This window comes from Nocardia rhizosphaerae (assembly GCF_042650365.1).
Taxonomy (GTDB): Bacteria; Actinomycetota; Actinomycetes; order Mycobacteriales; family Mycobacteriaceae; genus Nocardia; species Nocardia rhizosphaerae.
Genome location: NZ_JBHSBA010000015.1, coordinates 320,833 through 336,284, shown reverse-complemented (window position 1 = coordinate 336,284; position 15,452 = coordinate 320,833). Strand labels below are relative to the sequence as shown.

The 15,452-nt window shown below is 68.5% G+C and carries 14 protein-coding genes; 4 read left to right on the top strand and 10 right to left on the bottom strand.

What is annotated here, in order from left to right; translation table 11 throughout:
• Positions 1-197 precede the first annotated feature (197 nt).
• Entirely contained in the window at positions 198-1,565 is a 1,368-nt protein-coding gene (locus ACFOW8_RS23680; protein ID WP_378553652.1) for a cutinase family protein, read from the top strand.
• A gap of 21 nt (positions 1,566-1,586) precedes the next feature.
• Here the strand turns inward: ACFOW8_RS23680 and ACFOW8_RS23675 are convergent, their stop codons facing one another.
• From ACFOW8_RS23675 to ACFOW8_RS23650, 6 genes are all read right to left on the bottom strand, one after another.
• Positions 1,587-1,799 carry a helix-turn-helix domain-containing protein gene (locus ACFOW8_RS23675; RefSeq protein WP_378553651.1) on the bottom strand — a complete coding sequence of 71 codons (213 nt, stop codon included), beginning with the start codon at positions 1,797-1,799 and terminating at the stop codon, positions 1,587-1,589.
• Positions 1,800-1,998: 199 nt separating this feature from the next.
• A complete protein-coding gene (locus tag ACFOW8_RS23670) occupies positions 1,999-2,973 on the bottom strand; it encodes a helix-turn-helix domain-containing protein (protein WP_378553650.1) in 975 nt (324 codons plus the stop codon).
• A 172-nt stretch (positions 2,974-3,145) separates the two neighbouring features.
• The gene (locus ACFOW8_RS23665; protein ID WP_378553649.1) at positions 3,146-3,778 is read right to left on the bottom strand and encodes a GNAT family N-acetyltransferase; all 633 of its coding nucleotides are present in this window, start codon (positions 3,776-3,778) and stop codon (positions 3,146-3,148) included.
• Entirely contained in the window at positions 3,775-4,953 is a 1,179-nt protein-coding gene (locus tag ACFOW8_RS23660) for a ThiF family adenylyltransferase (RefSeq protein WP_378553648.1), read from the bottom strand. Before ACFOW8_RS23660 ends, ACFOW8_RS23665 begins: the two co-directional genes overlap by 4 nt.
• Positions 4,954-5,231: 278 nt before the next feature.
• Entirely contained in the window at positions 5,232-6,311 is a 1,080-nt protein-coding gene (locus ACFOW8_RS23655) for an alkaline phosphatase family protein (protein ID WP_378553647.1), read from the bottom strand.
• A 134-nt stretch (positions 6,312-6,445) separates the two neighbouring features.
• Positions 6,446-7,477, bottom strand: a complete 1,032-nt coding sequence (locus ACFOW8_RS23650) for an isopenicillin N synthase family dioxygenase (protein ID WP_378553646.1) — start codon at positions 7,475-7,477, stop codon at positions 6,446-6,448.
• A 213-nt stretch (positions 7,478-7,690) separates the two neighbouring features.
• On the opposite strand from ACFOW8_RS23650, the gene ACFOW8_RS23645 reads away from it, so the two are divergent.
• Both ACFOW8_RS23645 and ACFOW8_RS23640 read left to right on the top strand, forming a co-directional pair.
• A complete protein-coding gene (locus ACFOW8_RS23645) occupies positions 7,691-8,857 on the top strand; it encodes a nitrate ABC transporter substrate-binding protein (RefSeq protein WP_378553645.1) in 1,167 nt (388 codons plus the stop codon).
• A gap of 392 nt (positions 8,858-9,249) precedes the next feature.
• Positions 9,250-9,531 carry a hypothetical protein gene (locus ACFOW8_RS23640; protein ID WP_378553644.1) on the top strand — a complete coding sequence of 94 codons (282 nt, stop codon included), beginning with the start codon at positions 9,250-9,252 and terminating at the stop codon, positions 9,529-9,531.
• Positions 9,532-9,563: 32 nt separating this feature from the next.
• On the opposite strand, the gene ACFOW8_RS23635 is transcribed toward ACFOW8_RS23640, so the two are convergent.
• Positions 9,564-11,216 (bottom strand): AMP-binding protein, encoded by a 1,653-nt coding sequence (locus tag ACFOW8_RS23635; protein ID WP_378553643.1) that lies wholly within the window; start codon positions 11,214-11,216, stop codon positions 9,564-9,566.
• Positions 11,217-11,426: 210 nt separating this feature from the next.
• Between ACFOW8_RS23635 and ACFOW8_RS23630 the strand changes: the two genes are divergently transcribed.
• Positions 11,427-12,107 (top strand): AIM24 family protein, encoded by a 681-nt coding sequence (locus tag ACFOW8_RS23630; protein WP_378553642.1) that lies wholly within the window; start codon positions 11,427-11,429, stop codon positions 12,105-12,107.
• Here the strand turns inward: ACFOW8_RS23630 and ACFOW8_RS23625 are convergent.
• The 3 genes from ACFOW8_RS23625 to ACFOW8_RS23615 all read right to left on the bottom strand — a co-directional run bounded on the left by ACFOW8_RS23625 (position 12,058) and on the right by ACFOW8_RS23615 (position 15,320).
• On the bottom strand, positions 12,058-12,885 hold the full coding sequence (locus ACFOW8_RS23625; RefSeq protein WP_378553641.1) for a hypothetical protein: 828 nt from the start codon (positions 12,883-12,885) through the stop codon (positions 12,058-12,060). The two genes, ACFOW8_RS23630 and ACFOW8_RS23625, sit on opposite strands and share 50 nt — an antisense overlap.
• Before the next feature lie 642 nt (positions 12,886-13,527).
• Complete coding sequence (locus ACFOW8_RS23620; RefSeq protein WP_378553640.1) at positions 13,528-14,184, bottom strand: response regulator; 657 nt, start codon at positions 14,182-14,184, stop codon at positions 13,528-13,530.
• Positions 14,181-15,320: a sensor histidine kinase gene (locus ACFOW8_RS23615; RefSeq protein ID WP_378553639.1), complete on the bottom strand. Its 1,140-nt coding sequence runs from the start codon at positions 15,318-15,320 to the stop codon at positions 14,181-14,183. The genes ACFOW8_RS23620 and ACFOW8_RS23615 overlap by 4 nt, the downstream gene beginning before the upstream one ends.
• Between the last annotated feature and the right edge of the window lie 132 nt (positions 15,321-15,452).

Below are 15,452 nucleotides of genomic sequence, written 5' to 3'. Positions count from 1 at the left end.
GATACCGCAAACTCCTCACCGACGCGTGAACTCCGATCCGGGCGAGCTCGGTCAGCGCGGCCACCAATTCTGAAATGAAACTGTGTCTGAAACGGCCGCGCAACCGACGGCGAGTGGCCACAATGACTACGACGGTTCGGCGGGCTCACCACCCGCATACCGTCACGAGTCTGTTTGGGCAACAGAGGAATTGGACGATGAACAGGTTGTCGAGATCCGCCGCCGCGACGTTGGTCGCCACGGTCGTCGCGACCGGAGTGGTCGGCACCGCGCGAGCGGAGGTCCCCGGCGCACACCCGTGCACCCCCTACACGGCCGTTCTCGGGCCGGGGACCTGGGAGACCACACCGAGCGCTGACCCCACGGTGCCCGTCGGCATGCTCCGGCCCGTCGGAGACGGCCTGCAACGGCAGTTCGGCCGGGACATCACGGTGCTCTATGCGCCCTATGCCGCAAGCGCTTTCGACCAGGGACTCAGTTATGCGGAGTCGGTGCGCACCCTGGAGTCCCGCTTGCGCCAGATGCTGCGATCCCTGTGCGGCTCGACGCGGGTCGTCCTGGCCGGGTACAGCCAGGGCGCGGACGGCATCGGCGATCTCGCCACCGAGATCGGCAACGGCGACGGGCCCATCGATGCCGATCGGGTGGCCGGTGTCGGGCTTCTCGCCGATCCGCATCGCGATCCGGCGACCACCCTCTCGCTGGGCGTTCCGCAGCCAGGCCGTGGTATCGCCGGAACGCGGGGCCGGGATTTCGGCGCGTTGACCGAGCGGGTTCGCACCCTGTGCGCCGAGGGCGACCTGTACTGCTCGCTCGACGCCGCCACCTCGCCTTTCCTCGCCGTGCTCGGCAGAGTGCTGAGCGGCGACTCCGCGCCGATCGCGGACCTCATCCCCGCTACGGCAGATCCGGGCAACCTGGTCGCGCAAGCCGTCACCATGGGCGCGGGCTGGACCGCCACCGCCGCGAACCTGCCGACCATCGTCGACAATCTCACCCGCCTCCCGGAGTGTCTCGCGGCAGGTGATATTCGCGGTGCGCACCGGTCCGCGCAGGCCCTCAATATCGCGCTCGCCCCGCTGGTCGAGGCCGCGGCACAGGTGGACCGGGTGCTGGTCGCCCAGGTCATCCGCGCGGCCGCCGCCGTCGACCCTTCCGGTCGCACCGCGGGTGTCAGCGTCATCGCCGACGCCCTCACCCACCTCGATCTCCTCGGCATCGCCGACACCGTCGGCCGGTTGCAGGAAATCCTGTGGCGCGCGGTCGAATCCCTCGACCGCAACGACCACATCGCGGCCGCTGTCGAGCTGGGATCCCTGGCCGCCACCGGCGCCGATCTCACCGGTGCGGTGCTCGGCCCGGTGGCCGCAGGCATCCGGGCCGATCTCCAGGCGACCACCCGCACCCTGCTCAGCATCACTGATCCCGCCACGGTCGATGAGCTCGTGCGACTGGGCCGCCAGGGCGTCGACATGGCCACCTTCTACGCCTCCGCCGCCCACATCGACTACAGCGACGACGTCGGCATCCTCTTGGGCTACCTGAGCTCCCAGGTCGGCGCGTAGTCTCGGCAGCCCGGCGTCACCTCAGCAGGACACCGCGTCTCCGGCCGAGTTGTCGAGACGCACCCCCAGGACTCTCGTCAACTCGCCGACACTGTCGGCACTCGGTGTCACCACACCGCGTTCCCACCGGCTGATCTGGTTGCCGTCGGTGATCCCGATCCAGTCGGCCAACTCCGCCTGGGTGAATCCGGAGGCCATCCTCGCCGCCCGAATAGCTTTGCCGATCGTGGACATGGTCTCCCCTCTCTCTCGATGCCCTCGGCGCGGATCCGGCCGAGACGGATGCCCACCGGCGAACATCCGTACTCCTGACGCGGTCTCGCGCAGCCACATTCGAACGGTATCGGTGAATCGCGCTGCGCAGGAGGCTGTGACTGCACGTCCACTGACTGTGCACGCACAAACATGCGCGCACAGCCGACCACGAGCCGGGCTACGTCGGTGGTGTGTCCGCGGCGGCGGCGCTGCGGCGCCAATCACGCGGTGTCATGCCGAACGCTTCGCGGAATCGCCGGGCGAAATGGGCGGCGTCGCGAAATCCCACGGCACCGGCGATCGCAGCGATGGAGCGGTGCGCGTAGCCGATGTCGGTGAGCATGTCGCGGGCCCGGACCAAGCGTTGTTCGATGATCCACTGTTCGAGACTGATCCCGGACTGCGCGCACACCTTGTACAGGTGGCGGACGGAGACGTTGTTGGCGGCGGCGATATCGGGAATCTTCAGCGCCGAATCGGACAGGTGCGTCCGCACATATCCGAGGATCTGCTCGATCAGCAGTTGCTCGGGGATGGCGGCGCCGTCCCCTGGGCCGCGACCCGCAGCCGAGATCAGCAGCGCCCGAACCATTTCCAGGCACGACTCACCCAGTGACGCGGCTCCGGGATCGGCTTCCAGCTGGTCGGCGAGTCCGACGAGATGCTGGATCTGCGCCGTGACCATCGGGTACAACGGCGATGCCGCAAGCCGCCCGTGTGCCGCGGCGACCAGCTCCGTGGAAATGCCGAGGCGCTCTCTGGACAGCTGCAGGCACAATGTCCCGCCGAGACCGTGCCAGCCGGAGGTGAAGGTGGTGGCCAAGTCGATCACTTCGCAGGCGCCGGGTTCGATCAGCGTCTGCGCCCCGAATTGTTCGTGCCTGCGGCGCTGTCCGTGCTGCACCGTCACCGTCAGAGTGTCGCTCGGCGTGGCGCGCTCGTGCCTGCTGGTCCGGCAGACCTGGTGCCCGGACACCTCGGAGCGGGTGAGCGCGATCGGGCCGAGCATCCAGGACTGGTGCCTGCTCACCACCTCCGCCGGCGAATCCCACATCCGCAGGTTGGCCCCGATATCGGCTTCCTGCAGGATTGCGGTCACCGCCTCCCGACGGTCCGCAGGCGTGAAGTACTCGGAGTCGATCAGCACTGCCATGGGCGATCTCCACTTCGGATTCTCGCCGGCGGTGGAGTCCCTCCCAGCGCCGGCCGCTACGCGTGTCGGGCGGTGGCAATTCGGGCAGAAATGATTGCTCGGGGCCCGTATTCGGCGATGGTATCGCGGCGCGCCGCGCCCAGTGCCCGATTCGGCAGGTTAGGTACCGGCCTCATCGGCCCGCGACGGCGTGCTCGCGCGCCGTGGTGGCTCGCAACCCCAGGATCCGGGTTTCGGCGGCGGTCGCCGTCGCAGCCCATTCCGGTCGCACGGCCGCGTAGGTGCACACGTCGTGCCACCGGCCCTTGGTGCGGTACAGCTGCCGCAGCCGCGCCTCCGGCGTCAGGCCCACTCCCGCCATCACGGTGCCCATCACCGGATGATCGTGCCGGTGCCCCGCCCACACTCGGTGGATCCCGAGCGGCCCGAAGGCGAAGGCCGCCAGCAACCGCCCCGCCTCGATCCCGCCCGCGCGCAGCGCCCCTTCCGGGATCACGACCAGGCCGCCGATCATCGCGTTGCTGCCGAAGTCCTCCACCAGCAGGCCGATGGTGCCCACCATGGTGTCGGCATCCGGTGCGGTGATCGCCAGCGTGTACTTGCGCCGCGGGCTCTCGCCGCGGGCGCGCAGGGCGGCGTCGAACGACGCAGTAGCCGCCGTGACACCCATGCTGTCGCTGCCCATGTACCTGGTCAGGTGCGGGTCGGTGAAGATCCGCTGATACCCGCCGAGGTCGCAGGCACGGAGATCACGCAACCGCAGCCCGTTGCCGACCAGTTCCACGTTCCGCAGGTCGATCGTCAACGGACCTCCTCCAGCGCAGGCACGAAATCCGGGGCCCGCCACGGATCCACCGCGGGAACGAGTTCGTCGAGGTCGACATAGGTTCGTCCCGACGGGATCAGTTCGCCGAGCAGGATCCGGCGAGCCGTGTCCGCCACCAGCGCACCGCCGAGCATCACTCCTGACGCGAGTTGCGGCCAGCTGGACAGGCTGCGGCCGACCTCGCCGAGCGCGGCCCGCATCGCGGGACTCAACCGCGGTTCGTCGACCACGGCGAGTAGGAGCGACAGCTGTTCGGCCCGACTCATCCTCGCCACCTCGGCCGAACTGACCCCGCCCGCGCGACCGTGGAACAGCGGGCGATCGGGTTCGGCATCGAAGCGCTCCACATCGAGCAGGCCGCGATCGTTGGCGTCCATCAGGACCGGGACGGCCCGGCGCCGAGCGTGCTCACGGGCGGCGACCTTGGCCCACATGGTGTCGCATTCCTCCACCACCAGATCCAGTGGGCCGGTGCCGTCCGCGCCGTCGAAGAACGGCCCGATCGTTTCCTCGGTGAGCCCGCCCGCGAACACCTCGATGTCGAGGTAGGGGTCGATCTCGAACATCTGCCGCGCCGCGAGCACCGTCTTGGCGACCCCGAGATCACCCACCCCGGCGCGCAGCCGGTTCAGATTCGACAGCCCCACGGTGTCGAAGTCGGCCAGCCGGAAGGAGCCGCCGACCCCTTCCATCGCCAGCGTCACGGCCGCGCTGTTGCCCACCGACAGGCCGATCACACCGATCCGCCGCGCACCCAGCGCGCGCTGCTGCGTCCGGTTGATCTTGTTCCGATTCCGGTCGGACCGCACCCGCCGGAAATCCTCGCGCGCCAGCACGTGCACCAGCCGGCCGTTCCACGGATAGAACACCCAGGTTCCCCACTGCCACAGGGGAGTTCCGCCGCAGATCCGCCCCTTGGCGGCCGCCATCGAGTCCGGCGTGTGCACGACGGCGGGGTCGGCGCAGCGGATCAGTTCCTCGAGCTGATCCTCGATCGTGTCGTGCACCGCGCCGACTGCACTCGACGCCGCCAGCGCTTCGAGGTCACGCAGTCCGTCCCGGCTCGACGCATCGAGCAGCACGGGATGGAATTCCGATGTCGCGGCGCCGGGCGTGAGTACCGCCGGACGCGGAACCGAGCGATGCCGAACCATGTGTGCGCAAACCTCCGACCCTCGTGCGGCGAACGGGCACCCGCTCGCCTGCTGTCGACCAGGACGCGCAAAGGATACACATGGCACACTTTCAGCTAACTCATCTTCGGTCCCTCGGCATGGCGCGGTCGCACCGGCTCCTAACTGGGATGATGACCAGCCGCATCGATGGGCCGCGTGAGTTACCGCAGCACCCACTGTCAGACTCGCAATACTCCCGCAAGCACGGATGCCGAGCCGATGACGCCCCTTCACCGCCGCCCCGCGGCGCAGGTCGCCTATCTGTCGGACGAACCGCCCGCCGATCCGCTCCCCAGCATGCACAGCGGATTCGCCACCATGGCCGCCTGCGCCGAGCCGGAGGACGAACCGGTGATCCCGGCGTCGACCGGCGGCGTATTCGGCACCGGCGCCGACGGGTCGCCCGAGCCGCCCCGCACCATCGACTCGCCGTCGAGATTCGCGGGAGCCGAGACATCGAGCAGATCCAGCACGGTCGGTGTGATGTCGGCGAGGGTGTAGCCGTTGTGCTCCACTCCGGCCGCGAACCCCGGGCCGCGCGCGATCACGAAACTGGCTGTCTCGTAGGCACTCTGCCCGCCATGACCACCGTCCGGCCGGTGCCCGTGGTCGGTGGTGACGAGGACCGTCCACCGCTCGGCCGGATGCGCGGCCGCCCGCGCGTCCACCGCGGCAACGATCTTCCCGACCAGGCCGTCCACCCGGCTGATGGCATCGCGATACGCCTGCGGCCAGATTCCGCGCAGCGTGTGTCCCACGATGTCCACCTGATCGAGGTGGGTGAACATCAGATCGGCCCCGTCCTCGGTGATCGCCGAGACGACCGCCGCGGTGGCGGTGGCATCGGCGGTCGTCTCACAGATGCCCGAACCGGTGGGATCGATCTGCGTGACGGCGACCCGGTCGGCGTGCGGCCTGCCGGTGCGCGCAATCATCCCGATCGTGTCCCACGTCCCGATCGAGGCCGTCGACAATTCCGGGCGCGCCCGCTCCACCTGGGTGAACACCGTCGGATACTGCGCGAAAGGTACTGCGTTGCAAGTGGATCCATTGTCCTGGATCCCATGCTTGTCGCCCCACACACCGGTCAGCGCGGTCGCCCACGAGACACACGACATGGTGATGTTCGGGGCGATGGAGGTGCGTGCCAGGGAGCCCTGGGCGGCAAGGCGTTCGAGGTTGGGGGCATCGGCCGCCGACACCTCACTCCACAACGTGCCGTCGATGCCGATGACGACGACCTTGTTCACGACCGGAGCCGCCGGGGCAGGTGCCGCCGCCACGAGCAGGACCGGCGCCACGGCCGCGGCGACGAGAATGCGGTGTTTTCGAGACATGCGCGGCACCGTAGTCGGCGCGCGGCGGCCACACCCGAATAATTGGACAATTGACCGATACAGTTTCGCTCGCCGCGAAGAAGTCGCTCATCGGGCGATAAGCCGCTCCGGTCGCCCCGGCGCCGGGGGGTGGCTCAGCCTGCCGCGAGAACGCGGCGCGCTTCTCGTTCGGCGCCCTCGGGCGCGATACCGGCCTTCATCCCCGCGAGCTTGGCATTGATGTTGTCCGCCACGGTGATCGGCGGATAGCCGGGGTGGTCGGTGCGGGCGCAGCCGGGCAGGGTTTCGATGACGGCGTCGAAGTTGCCGTCGAAGAAGAACGCGGCCGAGCGGCGGCGCAGGATTCGGCCGTCGACGACGGGTGGGTCGACGCGATGCACGGTGGAACGCCAGCGGTCGTTGGTCCACCGGGCCATCGCGTCACCGAGATTCACCAGCAACGCCCCGTCGGCGGGCTGGACGTCGTGCCAGACACCCTCGTGGTCGAGCACCTGGAGTCCGGGCACCCGGTCGGCCCACAGGACGGTGAGGATGCCGAAGTCGGTGTGCGCGCCCATGCCGGTGAGCTCGCCCGCGAGTTCGATCTCGCCTTCGGGCAGGGTGTAGTTGTTCATCTTCAGGGTGTCGATCGAGTAGTCGATCATGTGCTCGAAGTAGCCGGGGGCCAGGCCGAGGGCATCAGTGAACGCGGTCAGCAGCACCCGCGACACCTCCCGCGCGGCCGCGAACCACGCGAGCACGGCGGGCTGGAAACTCGGCGCCGCTGCGGGCCAGGTGTTGTCGGAGTAGCTCGACTCGGGCAGGTCCACCCCCTGGTACCACTCCCGTTCGGCACCGACGGTGAACGCCTCGTAGAAGTCGTTCATCCGATTGGCCGGCGGGACTCCGAGACTCATACTCAGCGATTCGCTCTTGGGCGGGGTGTATCCGCGATTCTCCCCCGGCCTGGCGTAGCGCTTCTTCCGATCGAGCGGCAGGTCGTAGAACTCGTCGAGTGCGGTGGTGAGCCCTTCGGTGATCGCGGGGTCGACGCCGTGGCCGATCACCTGGATGAAACCCACTCCACCGCACGCGATGTCGAGCGCACGGGCGACCTGCTCGCGGTCGGCGGGTGAGCCGTTCGGGTCGACGTAGCTGGAGATGTCGACTATCGGCACTGAGAACATGGGCGACTCCTCGAACCTGTGATCGAGACGATTGTTCATCTCCCTCGCACATCATTCATTACATGTATTGCATCAACCCAAACTCATGTAAACACTGGATAACCACATTCACTACATGCATTCAAGTCGCCAGCAGCGTCGTTCTGGCGTAGCTTGCATGCATCACGCGACGATGCGCGCAGCCGTAGCAGCACTTCTCTCCTAGGAATTCTCATGACCGTTCATTCCTCGTTCGCCGCCCGCCGCCTCCGGGTGGCGCTGGTTGCGGCCTGCACCGTCGCACTCGCCGGCTGCGACGCCGCGACCTCCGACAACGCGGCGGTCACCCTCGAACCGGCCCCGGCCGAGCACAACCTGGCCGGGGTGTGCCCGGACGAGGTGGTGGTGCAGTTGCAGTGGCAACCCCAGTCGGACATGGCCGGGGTGATCGGATTGCTCGGACCCGGCTATACCGTCGACACCGAACGAAAGTCCGTGACCGGACCGCTGGCCTTCGACGGCAAGGACACCGGCGTCGATCTCACCTTGCGCGCGGGCGGTCCCGCCATCGGGTTCCAGTCGGTGACCTCGGTGATGTACACCGACGAGACCATTCACCTCGGTCTGGTCCACGGCGATCAGCTGATCGCGGCATCCGCCGCGCAACGAGTGGTCGGCCTCACTCCGCTGCTCCGCTACAGCCCGGCGATTCTCATGTGGGATCCGGCCGCGTACCCGCAGGTGAAGACGATCGCCGACATCGGCGGGACCGACGCCGGCGTCGTGGTGTCCAAGGACCAGATCTTCCCGCAGTGGCTGGTCGCCAAAGGCCTACTGCGACAAGACCAGATCGACACCAGCTACGACGGCGCGCCCGCCCGCTTCGTCGGCGACTCCCGGATCGTCCAGCAGGGTTTCGCCAATTCCGAGCCCTACACCTACGAGCACGAGACGCCCCAGTGGAACAAGCCCGTCGCCTACGCGATGGTCAAGGATGCCGGATACGGCGTGTACGCCTCGAATGTGACCGTGCGCGCCGACAGAGTCGACAGCCTCGCACCGTGCCTGCGCGCCCTGGTGCCGATGATCCAGCAGACCGGCAAGAACTACCTCGCTGCGCCGGAACCGGTCAACGAGACCATCGTCGACTGGGTGTCACAGGACTTCTCCTTCACGCCCTACAGCGCAGGTGAAGCCGCCTACTCGGCGAAGCTGCTCGCCGACGAGGCCGTCATCGCCCCCGGCGCGGACGGCGTATACGGCAGTTACGACCTGACCGAGGCCCAGCGGATCATCGATGATCTCGTCCCGGTCCTCAACGCAGCCGGCGCGAACCTGCCCACCTCGTTGCCCGCCGACCAGCTCTTCACCACCCGGTTCATCAGCGCCGAGGTGCGATGACCGGATGCCCGCCGCATCCGGCGTTTCGCGGCGAGGCCGCGCGGTCGCCAGCGCACGGCGAGGCGTCGCTGCCTGCGCTGGTAGGCGGGCGGATCCATGGTGACCAGATCGCAGCGTGACCGCACCCATGCCGGATTGTCCTGAATGCCGCCGGGTAGGCCGAGCCGAATACCGGAACTTCCACACGGGCGGACAATTCAGTAGACAACAGTTGTCGGCCTGCTACCCATTCCGCTGGAATTTCCACAACGCCGGGCAGGCACGGCCAGTTCGTGGGCACAGTTCGGCGCACTGTCGGGTAACCCTTGTTCCAGCGCCCACATTGGTCAGCACCGGTAGAAAATAGTTCAGCGGCGCGGATTCCACGCCTTTCGCGAGTAGTTTGGCACCCCATGGTCGGGGAATCAGAAAATGGTCGGTCAGACGTTGCCGAGACGGCGTGCGAAATCATCCTGCACAGGCTGGAACTGGCCGCCCAGCAATGCGCGGAATCGGGAATCCCGTTCCCCCTGGTGTGGGCGGCGGCCGAGGAAGGGCTGTCCGCCGGGCACGAGGAATTGGTCAACGATCCGCAGCAACGAATGCGGCTCAGCATCGCCGAGCGCGTCTGTCGCGGTTACGGGTCGGTACCGGGCGATCCCGGCGCGCACGCCACCGAGGCCGAGCGCCACTGATGCACCGCGTCCGCGGCGCGGTGCACCACCGATCACCCGCCGAGTGGTTCGGGGTCGGCGAGCAACCGCTTGAGCACCTTCCCGGTTTCCCCGCGCGGCAGCGTCGGCACGAAATTCACGTCGCGCGGAACGGAGAAGCGGCTCAACCGATTGCGCACATAGCTACGCACCATGTCCGGATCGAGGCCGGAGTCTTCGCGTTTCACCAGGAACGCGGCCAATCGCTGCCCGAATTCCGGATCGGGCACGCCGACGACAGCGACGTCGCTGATCTGCGGCAGATACGACAACGCCTCCTCCACCGGGCGTGGGAAGACGTTCTCCCCACCGGAGATGATCATCTCGTCGTCACGACCCGCGATGAAGAGCCTGCCCGCCGCGTCGAGATAGCCGAGATCGCCGGTATCCATCATCCCGTCGGCCTCGGCGGGCGGTGCGTCACCGACATATCCGTCGAACAGCATGTGATTGGCGACGAAGATCCGGCCGACGACCCCGACCGGGACCGGCGTGTGGTCACTGTCGAGAATCGCGATCCTGGTGCCGAGCGGCGGCCTGCCCGCCGTGGTGGGTGCCGCCCGCAGGTCCTCGGGTCCGGCCACGCTGGCCCAGGAGACCTCGGTCGAGCCGTAGAGGTTGTAGAGGATCTCGCCGTAGTCGTCCTGGAACCGGTCGACGGTGGCCGCCGCCAGTGGCGCGCCACAACTCACCACGCACCGCAAGCTGCTCAGGTCGTAGTCCGCGCGGATCTCGCCTGGCAGGTCCACCAGCCGCTGCACCATGGTCGGCACCGCGATCAGCGTGTGCACCCGGTGCTCGGCGATGCGGCGCAGGCACTCCCGCGCGTCGAAGCCCTGGGTGAGCACGACGGTGGCCCGCACCGCGGTGCTCAGCTGCAATGCCGACAGGCCCCAGGTGTGGAACAGCGGAGCGGGGATCATCATCGTGCTCCCCACCTGGATCGGGATTCGGGACAGCAGCGCGACGACGGTGTCGAAACCCTTCGGATGTGGACGCCGCGCCCCTTTGGGCGTGCCGCTGGTCCCGGAGGTGAGCACGATCTGCCGCCCCGGCATCGTCGGGGTGGGAAACTTCGTGCACCGCACCGCGATCAGGTCGTCGATGGTGGGGCCTGGCGAATCCGCCGGTCGATCGTCGACGTAGAACCGTGGCAGGTCCTTGCTCAGATACTCCACCAGGTGAGCCAGGCCCGCGTCAACGAACAGGGCCGAAAGGCGGTGGCGCTGCACGATGTCCTCGATCCGCCGCCCCGACAGGCCCGCGTTCAGGAGCGCGACGTCCACGCCGAGCTTGCCCGCGGCCACCATCGTCTCGACCATCCCGCAGTGGTTCGCGGCCAGCAAGCCCACCGAGTCACCGGCCCGCATCCCCACCTCGTACATCGCGGCGGCGAGCGCCGTGGTCCGTTTGTCGGTCTCCGCGTACGTCGCCGTGCTCACGTCGTCGATCAAGGCGAGCTGATCGGGGCTGTGCGCGGCACCCGCCGCATAGCCGCCCGCCAGGTTGAAACCCCATCGGTACAGCGACCGCAGCTGCCGGGCCGAGGTCACCGGCGGTGCGATCAGCCCGGAGTTCCTCGGCCCGGCAACGCTGCCGGGGTGGTGCCTGGTCGCCACGGCCCCCGCGCCGTGGGCGGCGCCCTTGGCCGCGCACCGCTCCGGCATCCATGGTTCCGGCGCCCGCCCCCGCGGCGAACGAAACTTCTTCCAGATCTGAGCAGATGAACGAAGCGGATCATCGGCGCGATGTGAGAGATTCCAGACGGATGTCACGTCGATGTCGCAGACACCACCCACGGCCGGTATCGTGCGGTCGAGAGCATCGGGGGTCTGAGAAAACGCGTCTCCCGCAACAGTTCAGGAGCACCGACGGGCATGCGCAGCGACATCTTCCACGCGAACAATTCGGCCCAGCCGGCGACCCAGCTCGGCATCACACTGCAACACTCCAAGTGCGTGAAGGCGGCCGTCAACGGCGAGGTGTTCGCCCGCCAGGGCGCCATGATCGGCTATCGAGGGCAATTCGCGTTCGAAGTCAAGAGTCAGGGGCTCGGCAACCTCGTCAAACGGTTCGCGACCGGCGAAGGGGTGCCTCTGATGACCTGCCGGGGACAGGGCGAAGTCTGGTTCGCCCACCACGCCTCGCATTGCTTTCTGATCGACCTCGATCCGGGGGACTCGCTCTCGATCAACGGAAAGCACATCCTCGTCTACGAGCCCAGCCTCGGCTACGACATCCAGATGGTTTCCAGCGCGGGCGCTTTCGTCGGCGGCGGGTTGTTCAACTGCGTATTCCACGGCCAGGGCCGGCTGGCGATCACCAGCCACGGCCAGCCGATCGTCATCCCCGTCACGCCTCAGCAACCGGTGTTCGCCGATTCCGACGCCCTGATCGGCTGGTCCGCCGGCCTGCAGACCTCCATCGTGCGCACCCAGAGCTTCGGATCGATGCTGCGCGGCGGCTCCGGCGAGGTGGCACAGGTGCGATTCGTCGGCGCGGGGTTCGTCATCCTCCAACCCTCCGAATTCGACTTCGGCCCCGCGCGCACCAGGTAGCCGCACTTCCGCCGTTCGGTACCGCGCAACCTACGGTCCGTACAGTTCTCGCTTCCACATCTGCGCGCTCACCCGGTCGAGCGCCTGGACCAGGTGGCGGCGGTAGGTGGAGAACGGCAGACCGAGGATTTCGGCGGCGCGTTCCTGCGTGGGGGGCCGGGCGCAGGTAGGTGCGGTCGAGGACCCGATGGAGCCGGCCGGCGCGCGGGTCCTCACCGAGCCCACCGATGATCGTGACAAGGAGGTCACGCAGTGCCGCGCCGGTGGCAGGGCGCTGCCCGGTGCGCACCACTCTCGAACGCAGCAGCGGGTTCCCGTCGAGGTTTCCGCCCCGGCCGAGTTCGCGCAGCGCCGAACGCACGGCGTCGGCGAACTCCGGTTGCGAGAGTACGAGTTCGGGTTCAGGTGGCGTCGGCCGCGCGATTCCTGGCTCCACCACACGGTCGTTGGTCAGCTCGAGCCACTCCGGGATGCCGACGCGGCGCCAGTCGTGGGCGAACACGCCGTACGCGCGCCCGCCGACTTCGTAGTCCGCCACGGCCGCGTGGTGGAAGTCGATGTGGGACATGAACGGCTCCCACACGTGCGGATCTGTGAAGGCGCCGATGAAGTCCCAGGCGGCGCTGCGCTGCGACAGCCAGGTACGGGTGGAGTACGCGGTGACCACGTTGATCGTCTGCGAGGGGCGCTGGTCGACTTCGGCGTCGACGAGGAAGCGTCCCGCGTACACCAGCTCGCCGTGCAGCGGACGACCATATCTGGTCGCGTAGTCCCACATCGCGCTCGTGCCCGGGTCGCCACGCAGGTCCGCGGCGCTCGCCTCGTCCAGGGCGAGGCGGCAGAAGAATCCGAGTGGGGCGCTGCCGGATCCACGGACCGCGACGAACGGCTCGGGCTGGCGCGCGAGCCAGAAGTCGACCAGGTCGGCCTGGTCGGGCCCTGATGGCGCTTCGTCATCGCCAGGATCGACTCCCGATCGGCCGGGCGGAACCGGTCGGGGTAGGCACGCCCGAATGTCGACCAGTCCCAGTACTGCGAGATCGTCGGGTCGTGCCGGTGCAGGAAGATCAGATCGGCGACCGGTTCGGCGGTGTCGAGAAGACCGATGAGGTGATTGCGGACGCGGCGATGGATGTCGACGTAGGACTCGGGGTCGCGCCAGCGCAGGTCGGCGTCGAGAACGTCGCGAGCGATGTCGTGCGGGGCGAGGCCCGACGGCCCCTGTTCGATGATCGCCAGGCCGCGCAACCATTCGAACACCTCGGTGCAGTCGGGTTCGCCGACTGCAGGTGGAAGAGTGCCGCGCCAGCCGGTGGCGAACGTCTCCCGGAACGTGCCCGGCCGTCGGGCGAGCCACAGGATGATCGCGGCGAGCAAAGTACCTACCGAACCGCCTACCCGCACACTGCGATCCGTACCGCTAATCGGCTCGCACGCGTCTGGTGGCGTATGCCCACATCGCGATCTCGACGCGGTTGCGGGCGGCGAGCTTGGTCATCAACGAGGCGACATGGGTTTTGACCGTGCTCAGGCCGACGAACAGCGTGGTGGCGATCTCGGCGTTGGTCCGGCCGCGCGCCACCAGTGCGAGCACCTGCTCCTCGCGCTCGGTGAGCGGGTCGATGGGCTGGATCGGTATCGACGGCGACTGGTCGGCGAAGGTCGCCAGTAGTCGGCGGGTGACGTTGGGGGCGATCAGCGCGTCCCCGTCGGCCGCCGCGTGGACGGCCTGCACGAGCAGCTCCGGCCCCGCGTCTTTGAGCAGGAAGCCGCGGGCGCCGGCGCGCAGGGCGCCGAGGACGTACTCGTCGAGGTCGAAGGTGGTGATCACGACGACCGCCATCGGACTCGGCACGCCGGGCCCGGCCAGGCGCCGCGTCACCTCGACGCCGTCGAGCCCGGGCATCCTGATGTCGACGAGGAGGACGTCGGGACGCAGCCGGGTCGCCAGGTCGAGTGCGGCGAGCCCGTCTGCTGCCTCCCCGACGACCTCGATACCTGGTTGCGCGCCGAGAATCAGCACCAGCCCGGTCCGCACCAGGTCCTGGTCGTCGGCCACGACGACACGGATGCTCATGGCCGCACCGCCACCGGCAGCACCGCCTCGACCACCCAGCCACCCGCGGGCCCCGGTCCCGCGCGCAGCGATCCGCCGAGGAGCTGGGCGCGTTCGGCCATCCCGCGCAGGCCGAATCCCGGCTCCGGGACCGGCCCCGGCCCGGTCTGTCCGTCGTCGCTGACCCGCAGCCGGACCGTGTCACCCTCGCGACGGACATCGATCCCGACGCGAGTCACGCTCTTGGCGTGCCGGACGGCGTTGGTGAGCGACTCCTGCGCGAGCCGGTAGAGCGCGGTGTCCACGGGTCGTGCCAGCCGGGTCGACGAATCGTCGAGGCAGACCTCGACGGTGGGTGTCGCGTCGGCGCGTGCCAGGGCGGGCAGGTCCGCGACACCCGGCTGCGGTGAATAGGTGACAGAATCTTCGTCACGCAGCACCCGCACCATGGATCTCATCTCTGCCAGTGTTCGCGATGCTTCGGACTCGATCGCGGCCAGGACCTCGACAGCCTTCTCCGGCCTGCTACGGGCGACCACACCACCGGCCTGCGCCTGCACCGCGATGGCCGAGACGTGGTGGGCCACGGTGTCGTGCAGCTCGCGCGCCAGCGCCACCCGCTCCTGGTTGCGGATCTCGCGCTGTTGGCGGGACCAGAGGTCGGCGCGGTAGCGGAACACCGCGGCGAGGGCGATGATCAACAGCAACAGGACGCTGCTGCCGAAGACGTCGGCCCAGCCCACGGAAGTGGCGTACATCCCCAGCGCGACGACGACGGTCACGAACGCCGTCCCCACCACCACCTCCCGTCCCGAGCCCCATCGCACCAGGGCGTAGAGCAGGATCAAGTCGGCCATCATGGCGTAGGGGTCGAGGTTCCCGGCGTGCGTGATCAGCTCGACAACCGCGAGGAGTCCGGCGATGCCCCATCCCACCAGGGCCGCCGTCAGGGGGTTGCTCCGCCGCCGGAGCAGGGCAGGTATCAGCGCCAGGGCGAGCACCGCGGCCAGGGGCCGCCAGGCCGAGTCGGATCGAACGACGGTCTCGACCAGGGCGGCGGCAGCGAACACGCCGACCAGCAGCCAGTCGAGACGCCCGATGGGTGGGGCGTCGGCAGGCCGCGGCTCATCCCAGACCGAGCGCCGGACAGTGACCATGGCTCGAGCATAGGGATCGGCGCGCCTGGATGTATCCGCCGAAAGTACGAGCGCGCGATCATGCCATCGGCCGGGTGAACTCCGGCCTCCTGGCCGGTGTGCCCGCCGCCGGGCGCAGCGATCGTTGACCTA

What these genes read in the sequence shown, in the direction of transcription:
- ACFOW8_RS23680 (WP_378553652.1), top strand. Translation starts at nt 198, where the DNA reads ATGAACAGGTTGTCGAGATCCGCCGCCGCGACGTTGGTCGCCACGGTC.
- ACFOW8_RS23675 (WP_378553651.1), bottom strand. Translation starts at nt 1,799, where the DNA reads ATGTCCACGATCGGCAAAGCTATTCGGGCGGCGAGGATGGCCTCCGGA.
- ACFOW8_RS23670 (WP_378553650.1), bottom strand. Translation starts at nt 2,973, where the DNA reads ATGGCAGTGCTGATCGACTCCGAGTACTTCACGCCTGCGGACCGTCGG.
- ACFOW8_RS23660 (WP_378553648.1), bottom strand. Translation starts at nt 4,953, where the DNA reads ATGGTTCGGCATCGCTCGGTTCCGCGTCCGGCGGTACTCACGCCCGGC.
- ACFOW8_RS23655 (WP_378553647.1), bottom strand. Translation starts at nt 6,311, where the DNA reads ATGTCTCGAAAACACCGCATTCTCGTCGCCGCGGCCGTGGCGCCGGTC.
- ACFOW8_RS23650 (WP_378553646.1), bottom strand. Translation starts at nt 7,477, where the DNA reads ATGTTCTCAGTGCCGATAGTCGACATCTCCAGCTACGTCGACCCGAAC.
- ACFOW8_RS23645 (WP_378553645.1), top strand. Translation starts at nt 7,691, where the DNA reads ATGACCGTTCATTCCTCGTTCGCCGCCCGCCGCCTCCGGGTGGCGCTG.
- ACFOW8_RS23640 (WP_378553644.1), top strand. Translation starts at nt 9,250, where the DNA reads ATGGTCGGGGAATCAGAAAATGGTCGGTCAGACGTTGCCGAGACGGCG.
- ACFOW8_RS23635 (WP_378553643.1), bottom strand. Translation starts at nt 11,216, where the DNA reads ATGCCGGAGCGGTGCGCGGCCAAGGGCGCCGCCCACGGCGCGGGGGCC.
- ACFOW8_RS23630 (WP_378553642.1), top strand. Translation starts at nt 11,427, where the DNA reads ATGCGCAGCGACATCTTCCACGCGAACAATTCGGCCCAGCCGGCGACC.
- ACFOW8_RS23625 (WP_378553641.1), bottom strand. Translation starts at nt 12,885, where the DNA reads ATGTGGGACTACGCGACCAGATATGGTCGTCCGCTGCACGGCGAGCTG.
- ACFOW8_RS23620 (WP_378553640.1), bottom strand. Translation starts at nt 14,184, where the DNA reads ATGAGCATCCGTGTCGTCGTGGCCGACGACCAGGACCTGGTGCGGACC.
- ACFOW8_RS23615 (WP_378553639.1), bottom strand. Translation starts at nt 15,320, where the DNA reads ATGGTCACTGTCCGGCGCTCGGTCTGGGATGAGCCGCGGCCTGCCGAC.